The sequence below is a fragment of the Neobacillus vireti genome (assembly GCF_036962465.1).
GTDB lineage: Bacteria > Bacillota > Bacilli > Bacillales > Cytobacillaceae > Neobacillus > Neobacillus vireti_B.
The window spans coordinates 26,165-48,657 of the sequence record NZ_JBALNF010000069.1; the positions used below are offsets into that span (position 1 = coordinate 26,165).

The 22,493-nt window shown below is 38.9% G+C and carries 17 protein-coding genes and 1 pseudogene; 5 read left to right on the forward strand and 13 right to left on the reverse strand.

Going from position 1 to position 22,493, the window contains the following annotated elements; translation table 11 throughout:
* The first annotated feature begins 22 nt into the window (after positions 1-22).
* Positions 23-424: a DoxX family protein gene (locus V7077_RS24420; RefSeq protein ID WP_335506864.1), complete on the forward strand. Its 402-nt coding sequence runs from the start codon at positions 23-25 to the stop codon at positions 422-424.
* A 399-nt stretch (positions 425-823) separates the two neighbouring features.
* Here V7077_RS24420 and V7077_RS24425 read toward each other — a convergent pair.
* Positions 824-1,800: pseudogene (locus tag V7077_RS24425) on the reverse strand (Gfo/Idh/MocA family protein).
* Between the two features lie 56 nt (positions 1,801-1,856).
* A complete protein-coding gene (locus V7077_RS24430; protein WP_335506770.1) occupies positions 1,857-3,020 on the reverse strand; it encodes a Gfo/Idh/MocA family protein in 1,164 nt (387 codons plus the stop codon).
* 234 nt (positions 3,021-3,254) lie between these two features.
* On the opposite strand from V7077_RS24430, the gene V7077_RS24435 reads away from it, so the two are divergent.
* Entirely contained in the window at positions 3,255-4,046 is a 792-nt protein-coding gene (locus tag V7077_RS24435) for an IclR family transcriptional regulator (RefSeq protein WP_335506772.1), read from the forward strand.
* Between the two features lie 131 nt (positions 4,047-4,177).
* Here the strand turns inward: V7077_RS24435 and V7077_RS24440 are convergent, their stop codons facing one another.
* From V7077_RS24440 to V7077_RS24450, 3 genes are all read right to left on the reverse strand, one after another.
* Positions 4,178-5,233 carry a HupE/UreJ family protein gene (locus V7077_RS24440; RefSeq protein ID WP_335506774.1) on the reverse strand — a complete coding sequence of 352 codons (1,056 nt, stop codon included), beginning with the start codon at positions 5,231-5,233 and terminating at the stop codon, positions 4,178-4,180.
* Between the two features lie 104 nt (positions 5,234-5,337).
* Positions 5,338-6,873 carry a phosphoesterase gene (locus V7077_RS24445; RefSeq protein ID WP_335506776.1) on the reverse strand — a complete coding sequence of 512 codons (1,536 nt, stop codon included), beginning with the start codon at positions 6,871-6,873 and terminating at the stop codon, positions 5,338-5,340.
* Between the two features lie 464 nt (positions 6,874-7,337).
* On the reverse strand, positions 7,338-8,156 hold the full coding sequence (locus V7077_RS24450) for an alpha/beta fold hydrolase (protein ID WP_335506778.1): 819 nt from the start codon (positions 8,154-8,156) through the stop codon (positions 7,338-7,340).
* A 269-nt stretch (positions 8,157-8,425) separates the two neighbouring features.
* Here V7077_RS24450 and ndk point away from each other — a divergent pair, with 269 nt between their 5' ends.
* Together ndk and V7077_RS24460 are read left to right on the forward strand one after the other, a co-directional pair.
* Entirely contained in the window at positions 8,426-8,887 is a 462-nt protein-coding gene (gene ndk / locus V7077_RS24455) for a nucleoside-diphosphate kinase (RefSeq protein WP_335506780.1), read from the forward strand.
* 293 nt (positions 8,888-9,180) lie between these two features.
* Positions 9,181-10,662 (forward strand): S8 family serine peptidase, encoded by a 1,482-nt coding sequence (locus tag V7077_RS24460; RefSeq protein WP_335506783.1) that lies wholly within the window; start codon positions 9,181-9,183, stop codon positions 10,660-10,662.
* An 86-nt stretch (positions 10,663-10,748) separates the two neighbouring features.
* Here the strand turns inward: V7077_RS24460 and V7077_RS24465 are convergent, their stop codons facing one another.
* From V7077_RS24465 to V7077_RS24500, 8 genes are all read right to left on the reverse strand, one after another.
* On the reverse strand, positions 10,749-11,384 hold the full coding sequence (locus V7077_RS24465; RefSeq protein ID WP_335506784.1) for an HlyD family secretion protein: 636 nt from the start codon (positions 11,382-11,384) through the stop codon (positions 10,749-10,751).
* A gap of 34 nt (positions 11,385-11,418) precedes the next feature.
* Positions 11,419-13,053, reverse strand: a complete 1,635-nt coding sequence (locus V7077_RS24470; protein WP_335506786.1) for an MFS transporter — start codon at positions 13,051-13,053, stop codon at positions 11,419-11,421.
* 239 nt (positions 13,054-13,292) lie between these two features.
* A complete protein-coding gene (locus tag V7077_RS24475) occupies positions 13,293-13,718 on the reverse strand; it encodes a MarR family winged helix-turn-helix transcriptional regulator (RefSeq protein ID WP_335506788.1) in 426 nt (141 codons plus the stop codon).
* A gap of 157 nt (positions 13,719-13,875) precedes the next feature.
* Positions 13,876-15,345 carry an NCS1 family nucleobase:cation symporter-1 gene (locus V7077_RS24480; protein WP_335506790.1) on the reverse strand — a complete coding sequence of 490 codons (1,470 nt, stop codon included), beginning with the start codon at positions 15,343-15,345 and terminating at the stop codon, positions 13,876-13,878.
* Between the two features lie 268 nt (positions 15,346-15,613).
* On the reverse strand, positions 15,614-17,536 hold the full coding sequence (locus V7077_RS24485) for an FUSC family protein (RefSeq protein WP_335506792.1): 1,923 nt from the start codon (positions 17,534-17,536) through the stop codon (positions 15,614-15,616).
* A 106-nt stretch (positions 17,537-17,642) separates the two neighbouring features.
* Complete coding sequence (locus V7077_RS24490; RefSeq protein ID WP_335506794.1) at positions 17,643-18,866, reverse strand: MFS transporter; 1,224 nt, start codon at positions 18,864-18,866, stop codon at positions 17,643-17,645.
* Between the two features lie 351 nt (positions 18,867-19,217).
* Positions 19,218-20,396, reverse strand: a complete 1,179-nt coding sequence (locus V7077_RS24495) for an NAD(P)/FAD-dependent oxidoreductase (protein ID WP_335506796.1) — start codon at positions 20,394-20,396, stop codon at positions 19,218-19,220.
* Between the two features lie 35 nt (positions 20,397-20,431).
* Positions 20,432-20,848: a DUF1641 domain-containing protein gene (locus V7077_RS24500; protein WP_335506798.1), complete on the reverse strand. Its 417-nt coding sequence runs from the start codon at positions 20,846-20,848 to the stop codon at positions 20,432-20,434.
* A 618-nt stretch (positions 20,849-21,466) separates the two neighbouring features.
* Between V7077_RS24500 and glsA the strand changes: the two genes are divergently transcribed.
* Positions 21,467-22,396, forward strand: coding sequence for a glutaminase A (gene glsA, locus V7077_RS24505; protein ID WP_335506800.1), 930 nt, complete (start codon positions 21,467-21,469; stop codon positions 22,394-22,396).
* The last annotated feature ends 97 nt before the right edge of the window (positions 22,397-22,493 follow it).

Genomic DNA, 22,493 nt, shown 5'->3' on the forward strand with positions numbered 1-22,493 from the left:
TAAAATGACTGAAAATATGGCACTGGTTAATCTCGGGTTGTTACTTATACGGCTCGTGATCGGACTAACCTTTTTTGGGCATGGCGCACAAAAGTTATTTGGCTGGTTTGGCGGCCCTGGTATAGCGGGCATGGGAAACTGGCTTGAAACACTCGGTCTTGAAAAAGGGGCCAAGGTTTGGGCGACTCTGGCAGGCTTATTTGAGTTGATAGGCGGATTGCTTTTTGCTGCTGGTTTTCTTACTTGGCTTGGTGCAATTATGATTGTGATTGTGATGATTGATGCTATTTTTACTGTTCATGGCAAAAATGGTTACTGGATGACCAACAATGGATTTGAATATAATCTTGTATTAATTGCTGCTGTCATTGGCGTAGCCCTAATTGGTCCTGGCGACTATGTTTTGTTTTTTAACCTGAAGTGATAAATAAAAATCAGTGTCGTCAATAGAGCTTATTGACGACTGTCTGGTTCAAAAATGATTCATCCGGGTAGTCAAGAGAGCCTGTTGACGACTGGCTGGATCAAAAATAATTCATCAGGGTCGTCAAGAGCATCTATTGTCGACTGGCTACCTTAAAAATGATTCATCAGAGTCGTCAAGAGAGCCAATTGACGACCATCTGGCTCAAAAATATTCCATCAGAGTCGTCAAGAGAGCCTGTTGTCGACCGGCTGACTCAAAAATAATTCAGCTGAGTCGTCAATAGAGCTTATTGTCGACCGCCTACCCCAAAAATAATTCAGCTGAGTCGTCAAGAGCGCTTATTATCGACTGTTTACTTCAAAAATGATTCATCAAAGTCGTCAATAGAGTATGTAACTAATAAGCAATCTCCCCCATCACCCAATTGGTTCTTGCACCAGTCACTCCCGTACTTGGACACTTTCTGCTCTCCCCTGTTAATTCAGCCACAATGGTTTCTACAAGGTATTGATGGACATGCATCGGCGGATCAAAACTCCATTGCTCTGTTCCACTAGGTGTTGTTAATAAAATGGGTTCATTTCCAAAAGTGGAAAAAGTAATTTTCCCTTCACTGCCTACGATTTCATTAACATCCACATCTTCAAACGCAGAAAAACACCAGTTTCCTACACCGTGGACTCCAGATTCAAATCGATACGTCCCTGTCACGATATCTTCCGCATGATAATAACCTTCTTGATTGGAAGAAAAACCTTGAGCCTCCTTAATTGGCCCCAGTAAAAAATCTAATAAATCGAGGGTATGACTAGCCAAATCGAAGAATAGTCCTCCTCCTGACAATTCAGGCTGAACCCTCCATGGAAGAGTTTGTGAGTCCTTTACATTTTCAGACGCTTTTTGATACTGTGTCGTCGATACAAAACGAACATCTCCGATTGCTTTCGTCTCCAACAACTCTTTTATTTTTACAAAACGAGGCAGCGCTCTGCGGTAGTATGCTACATATAAAGGAACACCAGCCGCTTGCAAGCAGCAATCATTTCATTACACTCGTCCAAATTAAGTGCCATTGGCTTTTCTACATAAACCGGTTTGCCTGCCTTTGCGACTTTTATGGCATATTCTTTATGTGAACTTGGTGGTGTTGCGATATAGACAGCATCCACATCTGGATCGTTAATAAGCGCATCAGCATCATCGTACCATTTTGGAACATGGTGTCTTTCCGCATAGTCTTTTGCAAGTTTGCTAGTTCTCCTCATAACTGCGACCAATTCTGAATGACTATTTTTTTGGAATGCTGGTCCACTTTTCACTTCCGTCACATCACCGCATCCTATAATACCCCAACGAACTTTTTCAAATTTCATGGATTAATTCCCCTTCTCTTGGTTTTTTCCTCATTTATACATGAATATTACTGTACTTAATGCGTCCCGCTGACATCTAATATCGTATTCGTGACATGCTTTTTCTCGAATGTGGAAGATTGGATTTTCTCTTGTAATTTTTCATAATAAAGGTCTGCGTCTACGGGCAAATCGACCGTTTCGTTTAACCATGAAGATAAGTAGATACCATTTGAAATTTCTAACGCCTTGACACCATCTTCCCCAGGTGAAAGTATCGGTGAACCCTTAAGGATGGCATCAATCCAGTTCTGAACAATGATAGCATGATTACCATTATCACATTTGACGGGAATCTCAATTTTTTCACATGACGGCTGACCAAATCCGCCTGTATACGAAGTATTAAATTCACGTTCTGATTCGCTTAATTTGTAAAATAAAAGTTCTTCATTTTCAATCACGATTTTCCCACGATCTCCGACAATTTCAAAGCGATTCGTACCAGGAGCCTCTCCAGTAGATGCAATAAATACACCTGTCGCCCCATTTTCATATTCCACAAAGGCGGTTACATCATCTTCTACTTCAATATCATGATATTTTCCTAGACTGGTTATTGCACGAATACGCTTTGGCATATAACCTGTCGTCCACTGCCAAAGGTCTAGTTGGTGAAGGGCCTGGTTTAAGAGGACTCCACCACCTTCCCCTTTCCAGGTAGCTCTCCATTTACTTGAATCATAATAACTTTGAGGACGGTACGAATCAGTAACGATCCAATTGGTCCGCTTAATTTCACCCAGCTGACCTGATTGAATAAGCTCGCGTACTTTTTGATAAAGTGGATTAGCTCTTTGGTTATACATGATACTGAACACTTTTCCACTTTCTTTTGCTGCAGCATTCATTTCCAGCACATTTTTGGTATAAACCCCAGCTGGTTTTTCGATCATCACATGTTTTCCTTTTTCAAAGGCTTTTATAGCTAGCTCGGGATGACTGTAGTGCGGGGTAGCAACGAAGACAGCATCAATACCAGCTTCATTTAAAAAGGACTCGACATCCTTAAAAACCCTTACCTCACCCTTTGTATGGTTCTTTACCCAGTCAATTCGGCTATCATTGCTGCTGCAAACGGCAGTTAACTGCGCTCCTTTGATTTTTCCTTCATCCAGCATTAGCACATGTGAGCTGCCCATATTTCCGATACCAATCACACCGATTTTTACTATGCTCATCTAATTTCCCTCTTTTTTAAGAATTATTGTTGCCACACTATATAAATCTAGGAAATCATTCAAATAAATAAAAAGATAGTGATTGAAAAATTTGATTATTGACCACATAGTGGTACACTTGTATCATATAATGGTTACTTTCATTATAATGAATTGTTAAAATTCAAGTCAATAACTATTCTTTCCTCGTACAGGTACTAGTATAAAGAGGACGGGATAGGAAGAAGGATATATATGCGAAAGGAAAACATACGTATGGCAAACGATAACCAGAATCAAACGAAAGCAGCTAATGTCCAAGTTATTTCTCGCGCTGCTAAAATTTTGAGGACTCTTAGAGCTTATCCAAAAGGATTAAGCTTATCGCAAATTGCGAAAGAAGTGGGCATGGCCAGATCAACTGTTCAAAGAATTGTAACCACACTCGAACAGGAAAGGTTTATTGCTCCAGCCTCTGTAAATGGCGGTTTCCGCCTCGGACCTGAGATTGCAATGCTCGCGTGTGCTGTTCATAGTGACTTACGAGAAGAAATCAGGCCATTTTTAATAGAATTATCCAATCATATTAACGAAACAGTAGACCTCTCCGTACTGGATAATGGTAAGGTGCTTTTTGTTGATCAAATAATTGCCCCGCATCCATTGCAAGCAACTTCACAGCCAGGGGCGTCTTTTCCACTGCATTGTACCGCAAATGGTAAGGCCATCCTTGCCTCTCTGCCTTCAGCTAAGGTAGAAAATTTGTTGCCTGAACACCTGCAGCAGTATACGGAACATACCATCACGAGCCGGACTGAGCTGTTAAAGGAGTTAGAACAAGTTCGGATGAAAGGGGTCAGTTTTGCAAGGGAAGAGCACATACTAGGGATTTGTGCAGTGGGCGCTACGGTTGTTGACCGCATGGGGAATATCAGTGCTGTCTCGATTCCGCTTCCATCCACTCGTTTTTATGGCCATGAAGAAAGATTAGCGGCGGCCCTGATTCATACTTGTCAAGTGATCAGCCGGCACTTTGAACTCCAATAATGTCTGGTAGTCTTGATTAATTAAGGGTTAGGGATGATAATATTTTTTACTTTGAAAAACACCCGAACTAAATCGATTCCTCCACTAAGTGAAGGAATCGATGTTTAACCAACTATATTTTTTTGATACACTTAAAAAGCACGCTGTATAAACCATACAAGCCCCAAGGCTAAGATTGCTGCCGAGGTTCCAGGGATCACCCATTTTATCGGCCTTAAGGTTAATTTTTTAATCCACAAAATTAATGGGAAAGCTAGGCAAACAATTAAAAGTTGGCCAATTTCAATCCCGAGATTAAAAGATAGTAATGACGCCGCCAGATGACCCGTATCCAATTTCATCTCTGAAAGAATTCCCGCAAAACCAAATCCATGGATTAAACCAAAGGCAAACGCAAGCCATGGCTGGTGTTTCGAGTCCTGATTAAAAATATTTATAAGTGCCACATAAATAATGCTTAGAGCGATAGCCGATTCTACAAATCTACTAGGAAGATGAACAATGTCGAATGTTGCTAAAGCCAAAGTGATACTATGTGCAACTGTAAAAGCTGTAACTAAGGAGAGAATATGACGAATCGTTTTTGCACCAAATAGCAAACTAATGACAAACATGATATGATCATAACCGGTGAAAATATGTACTAATCCTAGAATTAAAAACTGTTTAACATTTTGCAAGAAGCTTATTTCTCCAATTTCTACTTCTCTTGATTCGAAGGTTAGAACCTTTTCTTGTTGTTTCCCGTCCATTTTAATGGTTGCATAGTTCGCATGACTAGGATCGGAATCATCCATAAACATATTATACTCGACCACTAGTTTTTCAGGTTTATGCCCGATTTTATACACCAAATTAATCCCTGCAAACGGACGCTCCTTAATCATTTCTATATCCGTTTCTAACACGCTTCCCTCTACCAGCTCGCTGTCCGCATAAAGCTTTATATGAGAATTTATATATTTTTGCAGGACCTTGTGGTTAATTAATTCCTTTTCATTCGTTACTTTATTTAGGGCATGCCCAAGCTCTTCTAAATCCAGTTTCAATTCATAATCCAGCGTTTTATCCTTGACATTAATTGTGGAAAAACCCTCACTGTTATTTGTATGTGCGTAAGCAGAATAGGGGTATAGTGAATTTAATACAAGAAAAATGAGCAATACAGGAACTAGTATTCTTTTCATTGTATACACGTCCATTTCTTTGTTAATTTCCTTGCTTCGACCAAGATAATGGAAAGACGAGGAGTATTTAGACCCCTCGTCTAGATTCTGTTCGTATAATTAACCTATTTACTAGATTTGACGAAAATTGGGTTTGAGTAGAACCAAAGATCATTCCAAGGATTTTCACCTTTTGGATCTGCTTCTGGTTCTAATTGGTCAGTATTAGTGCCACGTAAACGAATATAGCTATCTTTGTCCACATCTTTTAAAGTGTAAGTAATCGTGATGTATTCACCGTCTTTTTTCCAGTCACTTTCTGTGAAACGCTTTACGACTTTTGTTGTCGGATTAGAAGCTGTTGAGCGGTCTTCCACTTTCCCTTTAACTTCTCCCATAATTAGGTCGACACGTTGAACATTTGGCTTATCACCATGAGAGTTTGCAGCGTTTGGATCTTTAATCCGAACGGTTACTGTTACATCAGATTTCTTACTTGGAAGTGTAAGTGTTTCACCAATTGATGCAGTATTTCCTTTTGCTTCTGCATGCAATGGTGATTTGCCTCCTGCTTGTACTCTAACATCAAGTTCTGAGATTAAGTCACCCATTGTAACAAATACATTTCCTTTACGAAGGTTTTCCATTACATCTTCATAATTTTTCTCTGCTTTTACATAGGTTTTAGAATATTCACCAGGCCAGAAGTCACTTCCTCCATCCCGCCAGTTAACATGTGAGTCAGAGGTAGCAGTAATCCACCAGTGTCTTCCTTCACCTAACATCGAATCCCATAAGCCGCCAACGATAGCACTCATTTGATCGAAACCACCCATGGTTGGAGCGTTTGCGTTTGAGTAACTACCACGTGATCCTTTAGGGTCAAGAGAGCCATCTGGATTAATTGCACTTGCTTGGTGACCAGGGGCTCCCTCCATCCCAATTGAGATATTTGGTGCTGTATCATTCCAATTACGAAACTCTTGCGGAGTATCTTGTCCCCATACCCCAATACCTGTTGCAGAACGAGATGGATGATGTGCGATACTAATAGGAAGCTCGTCCATTTGTTTCATATAGTTAAGAGCGTCAATCATTTTGGATTCAGTGTTACGGCTTGGGTCATTTGGATAAGCTTCACGAGAATTAAACTTGCTTTCAAGATCATAAAGAACTTGTGATTCATTTTCACCTTCTGGGATCATTAGCGTGCTGTGGTCAGCTCCTGGTGTGTCTAACTCCATTCCGTAGAATTGAAGAACGTCAGGAACAGCTGCACGCGATTTTAGTAATTCAGGATAAGCTTGTTCTAAATTAACCTTGGAATGGTTAGGACCGCCATGATCGGTTGTCATCATCCAATCAAGTCCATATTTCTTCCCATTTTCGGCATTTTTTGAGATTGGATAGATCGCATCCCCACCTCTAATTGCAGTAGGCGGATTTGTAGTATTGTCCCAGCCTACACTCCATTCACTATGTACATGGTGGTCACCTGCTAGCCATGATGCACCATCCCTTTTCACTTCTTCTTTTGATAACGATTGTGCTTTAGCATTTTGGTTACCACTGTCGTTAAATATAGCTTGCGTTGTAAGTGCAGTTGTTGCAAGAACCGTTGTTGCGATTAAAGGTATAGCCTTCTTAAAACGAGATTTCATTTTCCCCTAACCTCCCAAGTATGTTTGCAGTATCTTCCATTGTTTACATTTTCATTAGATTGCCAGATTCATAACCCTATTACCCCAACGATGACAACTTTAAATATCCCTAGTATTAACCTCTTATATTACCCCTCTCGTTATTTATTAAAATTAGATTAAGGATTCTAATCAAATTTTAATCTTTCTCATCTCCTAATATAAATCAGAATTGTTAATCTATTGTTAAGGCCCGGTAAAGATTTACTTAAAATGAAAAAAGTGAATACATAAGTAATCTAGTAACAGCTACTCTGCTGCAAGTATCTCTTTTTCCAATCAAGTGTTTATTTGAAGAAGCACAAATTAAACTTTCCTAATTCCATAACTTTTTTATAAAAAAAGCTGACTCATAAGATCGTTGATTAACAACTTTTTGAGTCAGCTTCTTTTTTCACTAGAATGTTGGAATTTTGTTTTAATCGTTAGCTTGTATGCATCAATATATTCCTAAAAACAAACTCTGGTCTTTCCTCCGTAATTAAATGTCCTGTTTCTTCATAAGTGATTAACCTGGCATCTGGTAAATCCCGAACTAATCTTTTGCCAACTTCTACTGGAACCACGCGATCTTCCTCTCCCCATAATAATAATGTCGGGACTATATCCTTTAGTTGTTGTGGCAGCAAATCACCCTCACGGTGACGAATTAGTCGGATTAAAGCCTTATAAAATCCTTTTTCCGCCAGCGGCCTGCCAAATTCACGGATCAATTCATCGTTGATTAAGGACTGATCAAAAAATACATTCCCCAAATGATATTTGACGTCTTTTCTACCAATATAATAATGAATGATATTATCAAAGAATGGTAAATAGGAACTATAGATGAGAAGTTTTTTTGCACGCTTTAAATAGCCCGAACTACTTAATAAAATTAGTCTATGAATTTTCTCAGGAGCGATGCGCGCCATATTTAGGGCAATTTGACCGCCCATTGAATGAGCAGCAATACAGGTGTTAGCAAATCCAAACTGGTGGGTACATTCAATCATCAACTTTGCATAGTTTTCAAAACTATAAACAAACGAAAGTGATTTCTCGCTTTTTCCAAAACCGGGGAGGTCAATAGCCAGTATTGAAAACTTCTCTTTTAATAAAGGGATGATGCGACGAAACGTATAAGTAGAAGATGCGAAGCCGTGGATCAGGAGAATGGGTGGTTTACCATTTAATAAGTATTCACAGTACAAATTAATATTTTCTACTTTCATGTAGGTTTGCTTCAATCCATCAACACACAATGTGTTCCACTCCTCAGGAATTTATCATCTAGTATTTAGTATTGTTCAATTCGTTCAGGAGGATGCAGAAAGAATTTCACTGATAATTAACTGAAAGAAGTATTTTTCAGACAAATACGATAAGTATGTCTATTTTTATTTTCTTAGTTTGAAATCGATATTATTTTTCCATAATGAAATATGTGTAGAATCCACCTTAGAAAAAAGTTTAGCATGCTTTGTCCTGTCTGGTGGTTCTCATCAAACTATCTATTTTTCGAGGTGATCGTATGAGTTTACAACGAACATTTATCATGGTGAAACCTGATGGGGTGAAACGCGGGTTAATCGGAGAAGTTATCCGCCGCTTTGAACAAAAGGGTTTTTCCCTTTTGAATGCAGAGCTAATGACAGTGGACCGCAGTAAAGCTGAGTATCATTATATGGAACATCAGGAAAAGCCGTTTTTTGGAGAATTAGTGGATTTCATAACCTCTGGTCCTGTTTTTGCTATGGTCTGGGAAGGAGAAAATATTATCGAAGTTTCTCGTCTCATGATTGGAAAGACAAGCCCGACGGAAGCAGTGCCAGGCACCATTCGTGGTGACTTTGCTTTTTCAAAAGAGGAAAATGTGATTCATGGCTCCGATTCTCTCTTAAGTGCCGAACGAGAAATTGAAAATTTCTTTGGACTGCTGAAAAAACGGATCTCAAGAGATGATTTTCCATTCGAGGATCGACAATCTATGTAATTACATAAAGGCCACTTCCTTACTTGGAGGTGGCCTTTTGCATGAAGTAAAGAGTATTTAGAAGCTCCCTGCCATAGGACTAAATGTTTATAGGAAATACATTATAATAGTTCTATTATTTCTTCCTCATAAATTGTTCCTATGACTAAGTTAGGACTATTAATAGTTTAAATAGACAAAATAGTCGCATTTCCTACTTAATTTGTCGTTCTTTATCGAGAGGTTATTATTCCCAAGTAGTGGCAGTTGGACTAAAATAAATCTGTTAGATCAATTATAAGGAGGTTTTTCTATTGAATAAAAGAAAAAAAGCGATGGCTCTAGCAGCCAGCAGTATCTTAGCAATCTCCCTATCATCTTTCAATCTGCACACTTCAGCCACAACAACAGCTAAAAGCTACCTCATTGCCTACAACCAGTCTTCATTACCTAAAACCTATCAAACAGACATTAAGAATGCCGGAGGAGTAGTGATCAATGCTATTCCGGAAATTGGGGGTTTAGAAGTCCGCTCATCGAACCCTAATTTTCTCAGCAACTTGAAATCTAATACGAATATTATTGCGGCAAACGTTGAAATGAATTATAAACTAGATGACGAACAACCAGCTGGAGCGGATGGGAAGCCTGTAACCCTTACTCCTGATGAAGATGGTACATACTGGAGCTCACAGTGGGATATACAGCATCTAACTAACAATGGAAAATCATTTGGCATCGAGTCAGGCGGTACAGCAGCAAATGGAAAGGTAACTCATAAAGCGGTCGTCGGAGTCATTGACACAGGTATTGACGCAAATCATCCAGACCTTAAAGCCAACTATGTTGGCGGGCAAAGTTTCGTACCAGCTGGAGGCTATAGTGGTGATGATACATCAGAAAAAGGTGACAAAACGGATGTACTAGATCGTGAAGGTCATGGTACACACGTTGCCGGTTCAATTGCAGGCAATGGGAAAATTAAGGGAGTCGGCCCTAATCTAGGAATCATGGCATATCGTATTTTTGACAGCTCTGGAAGCGCCCCAACTGCCCCAATCGTTGAAGCGATCATCCAAGCTGCAAAAGATAAAGTCGATGTTGTCAATATGTCGATTGGCGGCTTTGACAATTTAAAATATGAATTCTATGGAACTAGATATAGTGACATTGCAGATGTTCTCCTCTGGAAGCGTGCCATCAAATATGCTGTGAATAATAATGTCACAATTGTAACTTCTGCTGGAAATGAGTCGTTAAACTATGCAGATAAAAAATCGCTTACTGACTACTTGAATGCCAATTATGGTGATACGAACCTTGTCTATAAAGGAGTCACCATTGAAACGCCAGGAGGCCTACCGGGTGTTATTACGGTATCCTCTTCCAACAAATGGTCAAAAGATCAACTTGCATTCTACTCGAACTATGGCAATAGCTTTATTACGGTAGCAGCACCTGGCGGAGACAATGGCCCTAAATATGCTGAGACTGGGATTTTAAACGATCGTGACTTTACTTACCGCGCATTGTCGACTTGGCCAACCTATTTAGCTCCATATTTCACCACAATTGATCCGGAACATCCAGGATACGCCTACCTCCATGGAACTTCCATGGCTTCGCCAAAAGTTGCCGGTATTGCCGGAGTCATCAAAGCGGCGCATCCGGACTACAAACCAGCACAGGTGGAAGCACTTATTGAAAAGACTGCATTAGATTATGGGAAACCAGGTCATGATGCATACTTTGGTTCCGGTGAAGCAAATGCTTATACGGCTTTAACTGGTAAGTAATAGAACAAAAGCAAAGGCCCCTCTTTACTAGAAGGGCCTTTGCATTGTTCTACATATTATTGAGCAAACCGGAGTTTGGAAAAGTACTAAATAGAAATTTTGACTTCTGCATTCATTCCTGGAAGTACCTTGCTTGAAGGATTTTCAACTGAAATCTTTACAGGAACCTTTTGAGTTACCTTCGTATAGGTGCCGTTCGAGTTTTGAGACGGAAGAGCAGAAAATACAGAATTGGTCGCATAACCTATTTCCTCAATCTGACCACTAAAGGTTGCTTCAGAATCCCCATCGACAGTAATATCTACACTATCTCCTACTTCAATATTGTTTAATTGGTCTTCTTCAATGTTGGCTGTAATATATAAATGATCCATATCCGCAGTTTGAGCCAAAACCTGACCAGCCTGTACCATTTGATTAGTTTTTGCTTCATTTTTGATGATGGTTCCCTTAGCCATGCTATCGATAGGAAGACCTTGTTGTCCCGTTGAAATTTTTCCCAATTCTTGATTTCCAGTGACAACTTCCCCCTCTTTCGCAATCCAATTAGTTAATAATCCAGATTTAGTTGCGACGATTTGGTTAATATCTGCTGAAACTACCGCATCATCGGTTTTTACATAGTTCTGATTTTCATAGTAGAAGTAACCACCTGCTGCAATTAATGCCAAAACAACGATCATCCCAACAACATTAATCAGTAATAAACGACCTTTACTCATGTTCGAAATCTCTCCTCAAATTTTTATTGTAGTTTTAAACTGATGTCTCCATACCAGATTTCGCTTTTTTATCTGGTAAGAGCACTCTCTTCTGTTTCTGTACTAATGACCGTCCTTTACCAGTCAGAGTTTTTCCGATCGAGCCAATCAGCATAATAACGCTGAGTACAAGTAAGAGCGTAAACAAATCATGATAAGCACCTAAAATAGCCGATTTTTTAGAATTGGCGACTAGTTCATAAGCGGCACTACTTTTTGCATCCGATAAAGACATGTGTTTTCCCATTAAGAAACGAATCAATTTTGTCATTTCCCATTTAAATTCTGAACTATTTGGGTCAACTTGTCCGCGAATGTCTTCATAGTTTTGAGCGTTTTGTCTCGTTAGAAACCAGCCGATCACTGGTGAAATAACCGCACCAATAAAATTTCGAATAGAATGCAAAGTGACGGACCTCATGGATGCCTGATGAATATCTCCGGCTAGAGCAGTTCCAAGTGCACCTGAAACAAGTGTCATACTAATCCCGGCGCCCAAACAGGCCACTTGAAAATATAATGAAGATAAAGTTGTTTCTGGACCAATCACTCTCCACTTAATGCTTATATATAACACGATAAGTGAGCCCATAATTCCAAGTACGCCGGCCCCCCATTTATCATAAAATAAGGTTTTGAATATGGCAGTAAACACAATGCCTACAAAAAACCAAAAATAAAAATGGCTCAAATATAAAAATGGCAGGTTCAAATTATTTCTTAAAAATCCGTTTATCCCTGCAATGGCGACAATAAGAGAAACATGGGAGGCGACAGCCATAATGGTACCGGAGATTGGTTTTGGTGCCTTTAAGGTCCGAAACGGAACGATTGGTGTATCGGCTTTTACGTCCACATAAATAAACAATAGTAACAAGATTAGCCCTACAAGCAGGAAGGGCCAAACATATAAGGAAGTAAACCCTTTTTCTAACAAGTTACAGAGTGGAAAAGCAAGTACAATTATAAGAAGACTCAACAAAAATACGCCTGTTTTATCCACGGGACTATGATCATGAACAGGCTCTTCATGCTTAGGTAAACCAAAAAAACCAATTATTAAGCAGCAAATTGAGGCAATTACATTTAAAACAAATAACCAACGCCATGCATCAGCTCGTAAGGAAATCGAACCGAATAAAGCTCCAATGGCACTTGATCCAAATAATCCTGTAATCACCATAAACAAAAAGGTATTTCGGATGGCATTTGGGAAAGATCTCAGACTAACTGGCAAAATGGTTAAGAAAAGCAAACCTGCACTCAACCCTTGAATGATCCTGCCTACAATTAAAATAATCAAACCAGGTGAAATGGCAGAAATAATGGAGCCACATAAAAAAATAAACACAAACGTTAAATAATTTTTTCTTAATCCAAACTTCCTCGTAAGTACTGGACCCAATGGCACACCAAGTGCAAATGCCAAATTCGATAGTGTAGAAGGGATTAGTAAATGATTTGAACTTAGCCCCAGCCCATTTTGAATAATACCTTGGTTTAAAATGTAAGACAGATTAGAAAAATACTGTGAGCCAATCGCAAGGATTGTCAAGATGGATATAACCAAATATTGCGGGACAGCAACTTTTTCAGTCTCTGAAGCTGCCGTATTGATTTGTCGACTCATCCATTTTCCTCCTTTCAATATCTGGAAAATTCCGTTAGAGTTTTGTTACATAATGATAAATAAATAGTTCTGGTCAACATATTCACCATCTTTATATTGTATCCAGCAAGTTGTATTATACAACTTATAGCAAAAAAATCAAAGAAAAACTTTATTTTATAAATATAGTGAACACAAAAAAAGATCGTGACAACTGGTCACAATCTTTCTTTATTGAAAAAATTTAACATAAGATAGTATCATTTCTTTTTTTTAAAATCCATATTTAATCGAATTAAGTTATCCTCTAATTGTTTTAATTCTGCCTTCGACCAATGTTGAAGTACTTCAGAATAAAACTTATAGCGAGAACTTTGAACAATGTTTAGGAGCTCTTGTCCCTTATTGGTAATTTCTATCAGACTAATCCTGCCATTGTCTGGATCTGGAAAACGTTTAATATATTCTTTGGATTCTAACGTACCAACCTGCCTGCTCGCTGTTGAGATGTTTAACATTAACTTTTCAGCAATAACATTAATTGCCAGCGGACCATTTTCATAAATTTCACTTAATATAAGATACTCTGAACGGTCCAATTCACCTAATTTAGGACTATAAGCTGTTGTAAGCCGAACCAACAAGGCAATTTCATATTCAATAGATTGGAGTGAGTCGCGATTCAAAAGTCCTTCCCCCTTATAAAGCAAACGGTTCTACTTATGGTAAACAAACTGATTTTAGTATAATACTTGAGTTCAGGACAAGCAAATGCCAGTACCTAGATAAAATTAAGGAACATAAACAAAGGCCCATCTATCTAGCTGGGCCTTTCATAAAAAATTAGATCGTAGTCTCTACATTTTCAAGACTTGCTTTCGGCAATTTTTCGGATTTCATCAAGAAAAGGTAGGAAATGAAACCGAGGCCAATCCCCAAGAACCATGAATATGTGTAAAGCTCCTTCAAAGCAGGGATTATTAATCCAATAAACGACGCGATCAGCCCAATCAACAAAGCTATCAGTGCCTTAACGTTCCAGCCATTTGTAAATTCGTAAACACCATCTTTTTTATAAAAACTAGCTAAATCATATTTTCTGCGTGCAATCAAATAATAATCGGCAATCATTATACCACCGACCGGTCCAAGTGCGCCGCCGATTGCCCCGAGTACATTAAAAATGGTACCTGAGTTGTTATACCAAAGCCATGGTGCAAAAAATAAGGCAACCACAATCGAAATCAGTCCCGCTTTGACAAAATTAAGTTTTCTAGGAAATAAATTTACGAGATCATAGGCAGGAGAAACTACATTTGCAGCCACATTGACAGACAAAGTAGCTATGAGCAGGGCAAAAGCACCTAAGAATAAAACTATTGGGTTTCCGAATTGCTGAAGTAATTCGACTGGATCCCAAATCGGTCTGCCGAAAGCAATAATCGTTCCAGAAGTGGTAATAATACTCATAATGGCAAAAATAATCGCTGTTCCTGGCAAACCAATCGCCTGACCAATGACTTGATCTTTCTGACTTCGGGCAAACCTCGTAAAATCTGGAATATTCAATATTAAAGTCGCCCACGTTCCAATCAGTCCGGTAATCGATATCCCAAATGCACTCCAAAAGGCTCCACCTGTTAATTTTGCAGGTTCATCAAATAGTGGTCCCAATCCATTTGATACAGAAATCGCCCAAATAACTAGTGCTAAACCTAAAACAATCACGAGGGGTCCTGCCCAAAGCTCAAAGAATTTAACTCTTTCCATCCCATGAGAGATGACCCAAGCATGTAAGATCCAGAAAAGAGCAACTGCAAGGGCATCATTTAATCCCATCCCTAAAACATGAATAGAAGACAAACCATTCCAGCTTGGGATTAATGCACCTAGAACGGCACCAACAGCTTTACTCCCTAAATAGGCTTGAACAGCAAACCAAAAGATTGCCACGAACGCCCTGATGATGATGGGAAGTTGTGCCCCTTTATATCCAAAAGAAGCACGAATGAGAACCGGAAATGGAATTCCGTATTTAGCTCCAGCTGCACTATTCAGCCACATCGCTATAATGAGGATAATATTGGCAGCTATTACTGTCGCTAGTGCCTGCCATACACTCATTCCTAAACCGAGCAAACTACCTGCTGTTTCATAGGCGACAATATTATGAACCATCCCCATCCATACGGTCGTATAGTTTAGCCAATTCCAATTCCTCTTTCCCTTTTCAAGTGGTGCAAGATCCTCATTGTATAAAGAGGGGTCCTTTTCTATCAAGGTTTCTTGTTCTTCCATAGCTATGGTACTCATTGCATTCACTCCTTTTTCTTGTCATCATCGAAGGATAGATTAAAATCTTCATATTATTTCTGAATGTTCTGAATTTATTCTATACAATATAGTTCCCCTTCCCTTTTTAACTTGTTGTGTTTAAAGTACAACTATTGATTGTATTCTACTGAATGAATCGAAAGTTGTATCAAAATTGGTAAGATAAGCTCACAGAAAATTCCATAAAATAAAACAAAGACCCATCTCGAAAGATAAGCCTTTGTTTTGCACTATTTTTTTAAAACTACTAGTCACTTTTTTGTAGTCCTTTTTGTAAATTGACAATCTCATTTTGTATGCTTGGAAATGCTTCTATTTCAGGCACTTTTCTCATTGTTGGCGCTATTTTCAGTTCTGCAGCGATAGCCATTGTTTCACAAACATAAAGCAATTGGGCAAGTAGCTCATCAGAAAGGGGCCGCCGTGTACTTGTTTTAGCACAATCTTCCAATAAATAGCCTAAATGTTCAACAGAGAATACCACAGTCCAGTAATAATCCAAAGCTTCGCGATCAGCAGGAATTTCACCTAAAGCTGTATTATAAAGGGTTTTTAAATTAAAGATATTCGTTGTCATCTTGTTTAACTCTCTGCTTTCTCTTGCCTTAAACCCTTTTCCTTGGTCAGAGAACAGAATAACTAACAATTGCGCTTGACTCCGAATCGTTTTAGAAACCAGATGGGGAATACGACTAGAGGCCGATCTCCTCCCTACCAACCAAACTCCTAAGAGACCAATGATACTGCCGATTAATACGTCAATGATTCTTGCGGTAGCAAAATAGGTAAAGTTAAAATTCCCCAAGCTGGTACTTTCAGCCATAAGTAAAGCGTTAGGTGTAAAAAACAGTGCGGCTAATCCATAATTTTTCACAATAAACAGCTCTGTTATAAACGTTAATAATAAAACAAGCAAAGCGATTAAATAACCACTCGGATGAAAGGATAGTATGACACTTGCGATTAAAATCCCTAGCAATGTACCAATTCCTCTTTGTATAGCACGATGAAAGGTAGCCATAATCGAGAATCCAGACATGACAGCTACACAAGATAACGGTACCCAATACGACCGCACAAACCCAAACTGAAAAGCGATCATGGCGGCTATTGCTGTAACAATACCAAACCTTAAAGCTGTAATAAAAATAATTGAGTTTTTGTCAAATGCACCCCCAAGTACGGTCTTTGTGGAGGGCTTTGAGAATTCAACTACCTTATTAATTTTAGAAGCGGGTTCGTTAAAGATTGCATCTGCATCATAGATGATTTTAAACAAGTAAGCACTTTGATCATCCATTACATCGGGCTGCAAAATTTTCTGATCAGTATAATGCCCTTTCCATTTAGTGTCTAACGATAAAGTCATTTTCCGAAGCGAATGCCCTAATTCAGGAGGTAACTTGACAGGATGTTCGGAATAATGTTCAAGTATGTACGTGAATATCGTTTGCGCCGAACTATTTAATACATTCAATCTTTTAAAAAAGTCTGTTTGTTTCCAGGAGATATAACCCGAAGCAAGTGTTTCTTCGGCCTCTTTCAAGACTGACATGACACGATGTCTCGACTCGTTAAAACGTTCAGTTCCGACAGAATCAAGAAATGTTGCTAGCTCGATTAAGGTCCTTTTCATTACACCCTTTTCTGGACCATGCGGGTCAAAAAAATAACCTAGCATCGCAATGATCCACGATAGACTCCCACCAAGGAAAACAAGTCCTGCTCGAAAAAAGGCTTGTTCGGGTTGAACAGGCATTCCTGTCGTCATGGAAAAAACCAAAACAAAAAAAATGGCCGAAGGACCTGTAATTCTTAACGCTCCAAAAATGAAGATGGCTCCGGCCCCAATCATGCCCATTAAAATGGCGATCGCCATTGAATATGGGGCAGCAATTGTCCCTAGCGCAGTTAGTAAAGACAAAGCAACTAAGACAAAAAATATTTTTTTAGCCCTTTGAGCATAAGGAATATTAAACACGTAAAGATATGTAAATCCACCCATCCCAGCAATCAACCCATATTTGAAATTGCCTAATAATAAACCAATTAAAATGGGCAAAGACGCAGCTACCCCTGCAGAAAATGCCTTTAACCATGGGAACGGCTTCTTATTAACTGATAAAGCCTGTTTAATGATGGATGAAGATATCGAGGGGATTTCTTTCATGCTTTTCACTTCTTTCTAAATAGCTAATTCAACTTTAATGCGCATTATTATTATCTCCAAACTAGACAAAAAACCCAAGTGAAGTCCATTCACTTGGGTTTTTTTCTTAAAAGGTCTCAGCTTTAGAAAATACTGAGAGTTGTTTTTTCATAGCTTTTCCTTTTCTCAAACTAATCATGGCGATAAAGGAGATGCAGTAAAGTACGGCAAGATAGCCCATTGCGACCGTAACATTCGTATGCTGCAGAATGTAACCCACTAAAATAGGAGATAATCCGCCCAATGCTCTGCCAAAGTTAAAAATCGTATTGGTTGCTGTGCTGCGAACTTCAACTGGATAATAATTACTGATTAAGGTACCATATCCGGCAAACATTCCATTCGAGAAAAATCCGACAAGCGCACCACCGATTAAAAGACCTGCACTTCCTGATGCATAGGAATATAAGAACACTGCTATAGCAGAAGCAGCAAGGAAAATTCCATATGACCGCTTCATTCCGAATCGATCGATAAATTGGCCAAATGTCAACATTCCGGCAATCATCCCCACAGCTGTACTAATCGTCCAAAGGGCCGAATTGGATACGGATAATCCTTGGGATTGTTGAAGCATCGATGGCAGCCAAATCATTAACCCATTATAACCAGCAATTTGAACAGTAGCCATGATTGCTAACGCAATCGTGGTGAATGAAGTTCTAGGAGTAGCAAACAATTGCTTTAATTTCCCATGCCGAGGCAGAAGTTGTTTTTGCTTTTGCGACTCGACCCAAACTGGCGATTCGTTTAATTTCCTTCTTACGATAAAAGCGAATATAACCGGAACCAAACCGACGAAAAACAATCCTCTCCATCCCCAGGCAGGAAGGATCATGGCACTAAGAAGTGCGGCTAGGATCACACCATATTGAGCACCGATACTGACGTAGGAAGAAGCGCGCCCCTGCTTATCTTTTGGCCAGGCTTCCGCCACAAGCGCCATACCAATCCCATATTCTCCACCTGCACCTAAACCTGCAATAAATCGAAAGAGGTAGACTTGTTCAATATTTTGAGCCAGCCCTGTTAACGCTGTTCCAATCGCAAATAGTAGAATCGTATAAGTAAAGACTCGGACTCTCCCGAATTTATCTGCTAAAATACCGAAAATCATTCCCCCAGCAAGCATTCCTATGTTTGTGATTGAGGAAATAAGACCCCCAGATACCATGTCAATATGAAACTGGGCAATAATCATTGACATTGCAAAGGAGATAAACATAATATCCATACCCTCTAGTGTTAAACCTGCTACTGATGCAACTACTGTTTTTTTACGATAATCCATTTTTGTCGTTCTCCTTTCAAGCCTCACGGGACTTTGATTAAAAGATAGTCGGCAAAATAAAAACCCTTTTATCCAATGGACAAAAGGGCATTATATACATAAAAATATATATAAAGTTTACTTTTGCCTTTTTGGCCTCTCTGGACCAATTTAAAGGATTTAATTTCATCTAATAGTAACACGATCGTAGGTACGTGACAATATTTTTAAATTATTTTATAAATAATAATAAAACCACAGCGTTTAATGGTACGCTGTGGTTTTACTTTAAATATGCCTAATCTCACTAAAGAGAATATTATCGAAAGATAGAGATAACGTCCTACGTACAAAACGTTAAAACCAATAGAATTAATAAGCTAAACTATACAATGCTTTAATATGTGATAAATATCGAACATTACTAGCTTCTTTCATTAACGAAGCTGGAAGTCCTTTAAGCGGGATAGAGTTAGCACCAATGGAAGCAACTGCATCTTTACGTCCCAAGCTTGCTAGTGTTCCAGAGTTAACTTGAGTAAACTCTTTAAATGATTTGTTTTCCAAGAAAGCAAATACATTGTAGCCTGTTTGCTCTCCCATTTGCCAAGCGATTTGGGCAGTAGGCGGTAATGGGCGTCCATCTTCTCCAAAAACAACCGCACTGTCACCGACAACAAATACGTCTTTATGTGAAGTAGATTGAAGATATTCATTAACGGTTGCGCGTCCACGATCCACATCAAGGCCTGATTGACCGACTAGTGGATTACCTTGTACGCCGCCAGTCCAAACAAACGTATTAGCGGTAATCTTTTGTCCATCTTTCAAATCAATGACATTTCCGTCTACGTTTGTTACCGGAAGACCTGTTAAGAACTGAACACCACGAGCTTCTAGACTTGCAGTTGCGCGTTCGATTAATGGAGCTGGTAACACTGGTAAGATCTTAGGCCCTGCTTCTACTAGCAGCAGCTTAACTTCTTTAGGATTCACGCCATAGCTTCTCGCAAGTTTAGGCATCATATCCGCGATTTCTCCTACCAACTCAACGCCGGTTAAACCGCCGCCGCCAATTAGGATTGTTGCATCAGCTTCATTTTTAGTTTTGCCATAATCAGCAATTCGGTCTTCGATATGTTGATAGATATTATTAGCATCATCAGCTGATTTTAACACCATGCTGTTTTCCTCTAATCCAGGGATACCGAAGTAAGCAGTTTTGCTTCCCAATGCTACGACTAGCGCATCATAGGATAAAGAAGATCCATCTGATAGTTTTACTTCTTTTTGATCTGCTGAGAAAGATTCAACCTTTGCGATTTTAAGATCAATATCTTTTCCTTTGAAAAGCTTCGCTAAAGGCATCGCAACAGCTTGTTCTGCTACACTTCCTGCAGCCAATCGGTGAAGCTCTGTAATAATTTGGTGTGTAGGATACTGATTAATCACAGTAACTTGTGCTTGATCTTTATTTAAATATTTACGAATATTCATTGCAGCTAATAGTCCGCCATAACCGGCACCTAAGATGACAACTTTTTTTGACATGGTCTCTCCCCCGTCTCTATGGATGTATTAAATAATTATTTTGCTGAACGTTCTGCGGAAACTTCAAGGTATGCATTAACGAAACGGAAAAGCTTTTGAGCTTGAGGATCTTTAATCATTTTCAAAAGTCCAAATAAACCAAACACTTCATTACTTTCCTCTGCACGATCTTTTGCTTCAATAGCAGTTGCAGCCACACTTTTCACTGTATCTTTAATAGGTTCAACAATCTCTGTAATGGCACCGATTGTATCGCTTTTTAATATTTCGTCCGTTGCAACAGACTGAGCGAAGTCATACGATTTTGTTAAAACATTCACAAGTTCGGTCAATTTTGGAAGCTGCTCCACTAAAGTAGTTAAAGATTCCTGAACCTCTGGCTTTAACAATTGATCAAGGACATCTAGTTGCTCTGCTTTCAATTCCTTCGATTTTTCCATAACTTCTAACATCTCTAATTCCCCTTTCGATTGGCCGGTATGGATTGTATAGGTGAATCGATTTTTAATAACAATTATAAAAAGTTCATTTTTATAATTGTGATATTCCCACGAGCCTTTTTATCAAACAATATATACACTATTTAAAAATTAATTAACAAAGAAATATAATAGAGTAATTGAGCACTTTTTTCAAGAAAAAAGCTTTAAACACTAATTTCTAAATTATCCGTAAAATCATCTATTTGAACCGAATGCTTGGCAATGTGAGTGTTCTATCAGATTCTCACCATAAAAAAAACCTAAACCACAATGATAGAGATTTTAAAAAACCTCTATTTCCGTAATTTAGGGTCTGCCTGAGTGACCAGTAACAATCCCATTGGGTTTTGCCTGCGTACACCAGAAACAATGTTAAAACTAGTTTATGTATGTCTATTACCTTATTATAAACAGATCTATGATTCATACAATTGTTAAATTACATCGATTTGTTCATTATTAAACAATTGTTTATTATTCTAATTATGTTTTACAGACTTTCCTTAGTGTTTCAAGTAATGTCTAGTGTTGATGATGAATGATGAATGATGCTGATATCATAGGCTCATACTACTATGGGTGATAAAAATGCCATGTCAATCAAGTAGCGAATTAAAGCTATTAGTGGAAGAAGCAAAACGATATACAAAAGGTGGCAAGGTTGCAGACTATATACCGGAGCTAGGAAAAGCAAATCGGGATGATTTGTCCATTGCGATTCATTTTCCCGATGGAAGATGTATATCGGCAGGCGATGTTGATAAAAAGATTACGCTTCAAAGTATCTCAAAGGTGATAAGTTTAGCCCTTGTTTTAATGGAAAGAGGATTTCAGTATGTATTTGAACGAGTGGGTATGGAACCAACAGGAGACCCTTTTAATTCAATTGCCAAATTGGAAACAATGGCTCCCGCAAAACCGTTAAACCCCATGATCAATGCAGGAGCACTTGTGGTGACGCATATGATCAAAGGGGATTCTACAGCGGATCGGTTTCATCGATTATTAGAATTTATTCGGGAATTGGCCGATGACTCCTCCATTGGATATTGTGAGCAAGTGGCTCATTCCGAATTCGAAACAGCGGACTTAAATCGCGCTTTATGTTATTTTCTTAAGCAGCATCATATCATCACAGAGGATGTCGACGCATTATTGGATTTATATACAAAACAGTGTGCAATTGAAATGAACTGTTTGGATTTAGGTCGAATTGGGATGATTTTTGCCATGGACGGTATCGATCCTCTTAACGGGAGAAGGATTATGCCTGAAGATGTAGCACGAATCTGCAAAACCTTTATGGTTACTTGCGGAATGTATAATGCCTCCGGAGAATTCGCCATCAAAATCGGTATTCCGGCGAAAAGCGGGGTATCGGGCGGGATTATGGGCGCGGTTCCAGGTAAATTTGGAATCGGTATATTCGGTCCTGCGCTGGATGAAAAAGGTAACAGTGTGGCGGGAATTAAACTCTTGGAACTTTTATCAAGAAATTATCGGTTAAGTATGTTTTAGTTTTTTTACCAAGAACCTTTTGCTTACCTAAAGGTATGGAATGTATATCCATGCCTTTTTCTTTGGAGTTTTGAACCGCTCTTATCTGCCGTAGTTC

What these genes read in the sequence shown, in the direction of transcription:
- V7077_RS24440 (WP_335506774.1), bottom strand. Translation starts at nt 5,233, where the DNA reads ATGAAAAGAATACTAGTTCCTGTATTGCTCATTTTTCTTGTATTAAAT.
- V7077_RS24430 (WP_335506770.1), bottom strand. Translation starts at nt 3,020, where the DNA reads ATGAGCATAGTAAAAATCGGTGTGATTGGTATCGGAAATATGGGCAGC.
- V7077_RS24445 (WP_335506776.1), bottom strand. Translation starts at nt 6,873, where the DNA reads ATGAAATCTCGTTTTAAGAAGGCTATACCTTTAATCGCAACAACGGTT.
- V7077_RS24500 (WP_335506798.1), bottom strand. Translation starts at nt 20,848, where the DNA reads ATGTTAGAAGTTATGGAAAAATCGAAGGAATTGAAAGCAGAGCAACTA.
- V7077_RS24435 (WP_335506772.1), top strand. Translation starts at nt 3,255, where the DNA reads ATGCGAAAGGAAAACATACGTATGGCAAACGATAACCAGAATCAAACG.
- V7077_RS24490 (WP_335506794.1), bottom strand. Translation starts at nt 18,866, where the DNA reads ATGGATTATCGTAAAAAAACAGTAGTTGCATCAGTAGCAGGTTTAACA.
- V7077_RS24470 (WP_335506786.1), bottom strand. Translation starts at nt 13,053, where the DNA reads ATGAGTCGACAAATCAATACGGCAGCTTCAGAGACTGAAAAAGTTGCT.
- V7077_RS24485 (WP_335506792.1), bottom strand. Translation starts at nt 17,536, where the DNA reads ATGAAAGAAATCCCCTCGATATCTTCATCCATCATTAAACAGGCTTTA.
- ndk (WP_335506780.1), top strand. Translation starts at nt 8,426, where the DNA reads ATGAGTTTACAACGAACATTTATCATGGTGAAACCTGATGGGGTGAAA.
- glsA (WP_335506800.1), top strand. Translation starts at nt 21,467, where the DNA reads ATGCCATGTCAATCAAGTAGCGAATTAAAGCTATTAGTGGAAGAAGCA.
- V7077_RS24465 (WP_335506784.1), bottom strand. Translation starts at nt 11,384, where the DNA reads ATGAGTAAAGGTCGTTTATTACTGATTAATGTTGTTGGGATGATCGTT.
- V7077_RS24480 (WP_335506790.1), bottom strand. Translation starts at nt 15,345, where the DNA reads ATGAGTACCATAGCTATGGAAGAACAAGAAACCTTGATAGAAAAGGAC.
- V7077_RS24495 (WP_335506796.1), bottom strand. Translation starts at nt 20,396, where the DNA reads ATGTCAAAAAAAGTTGTCATCTTAGGTGCCGGTTATGGCGGACTATTA.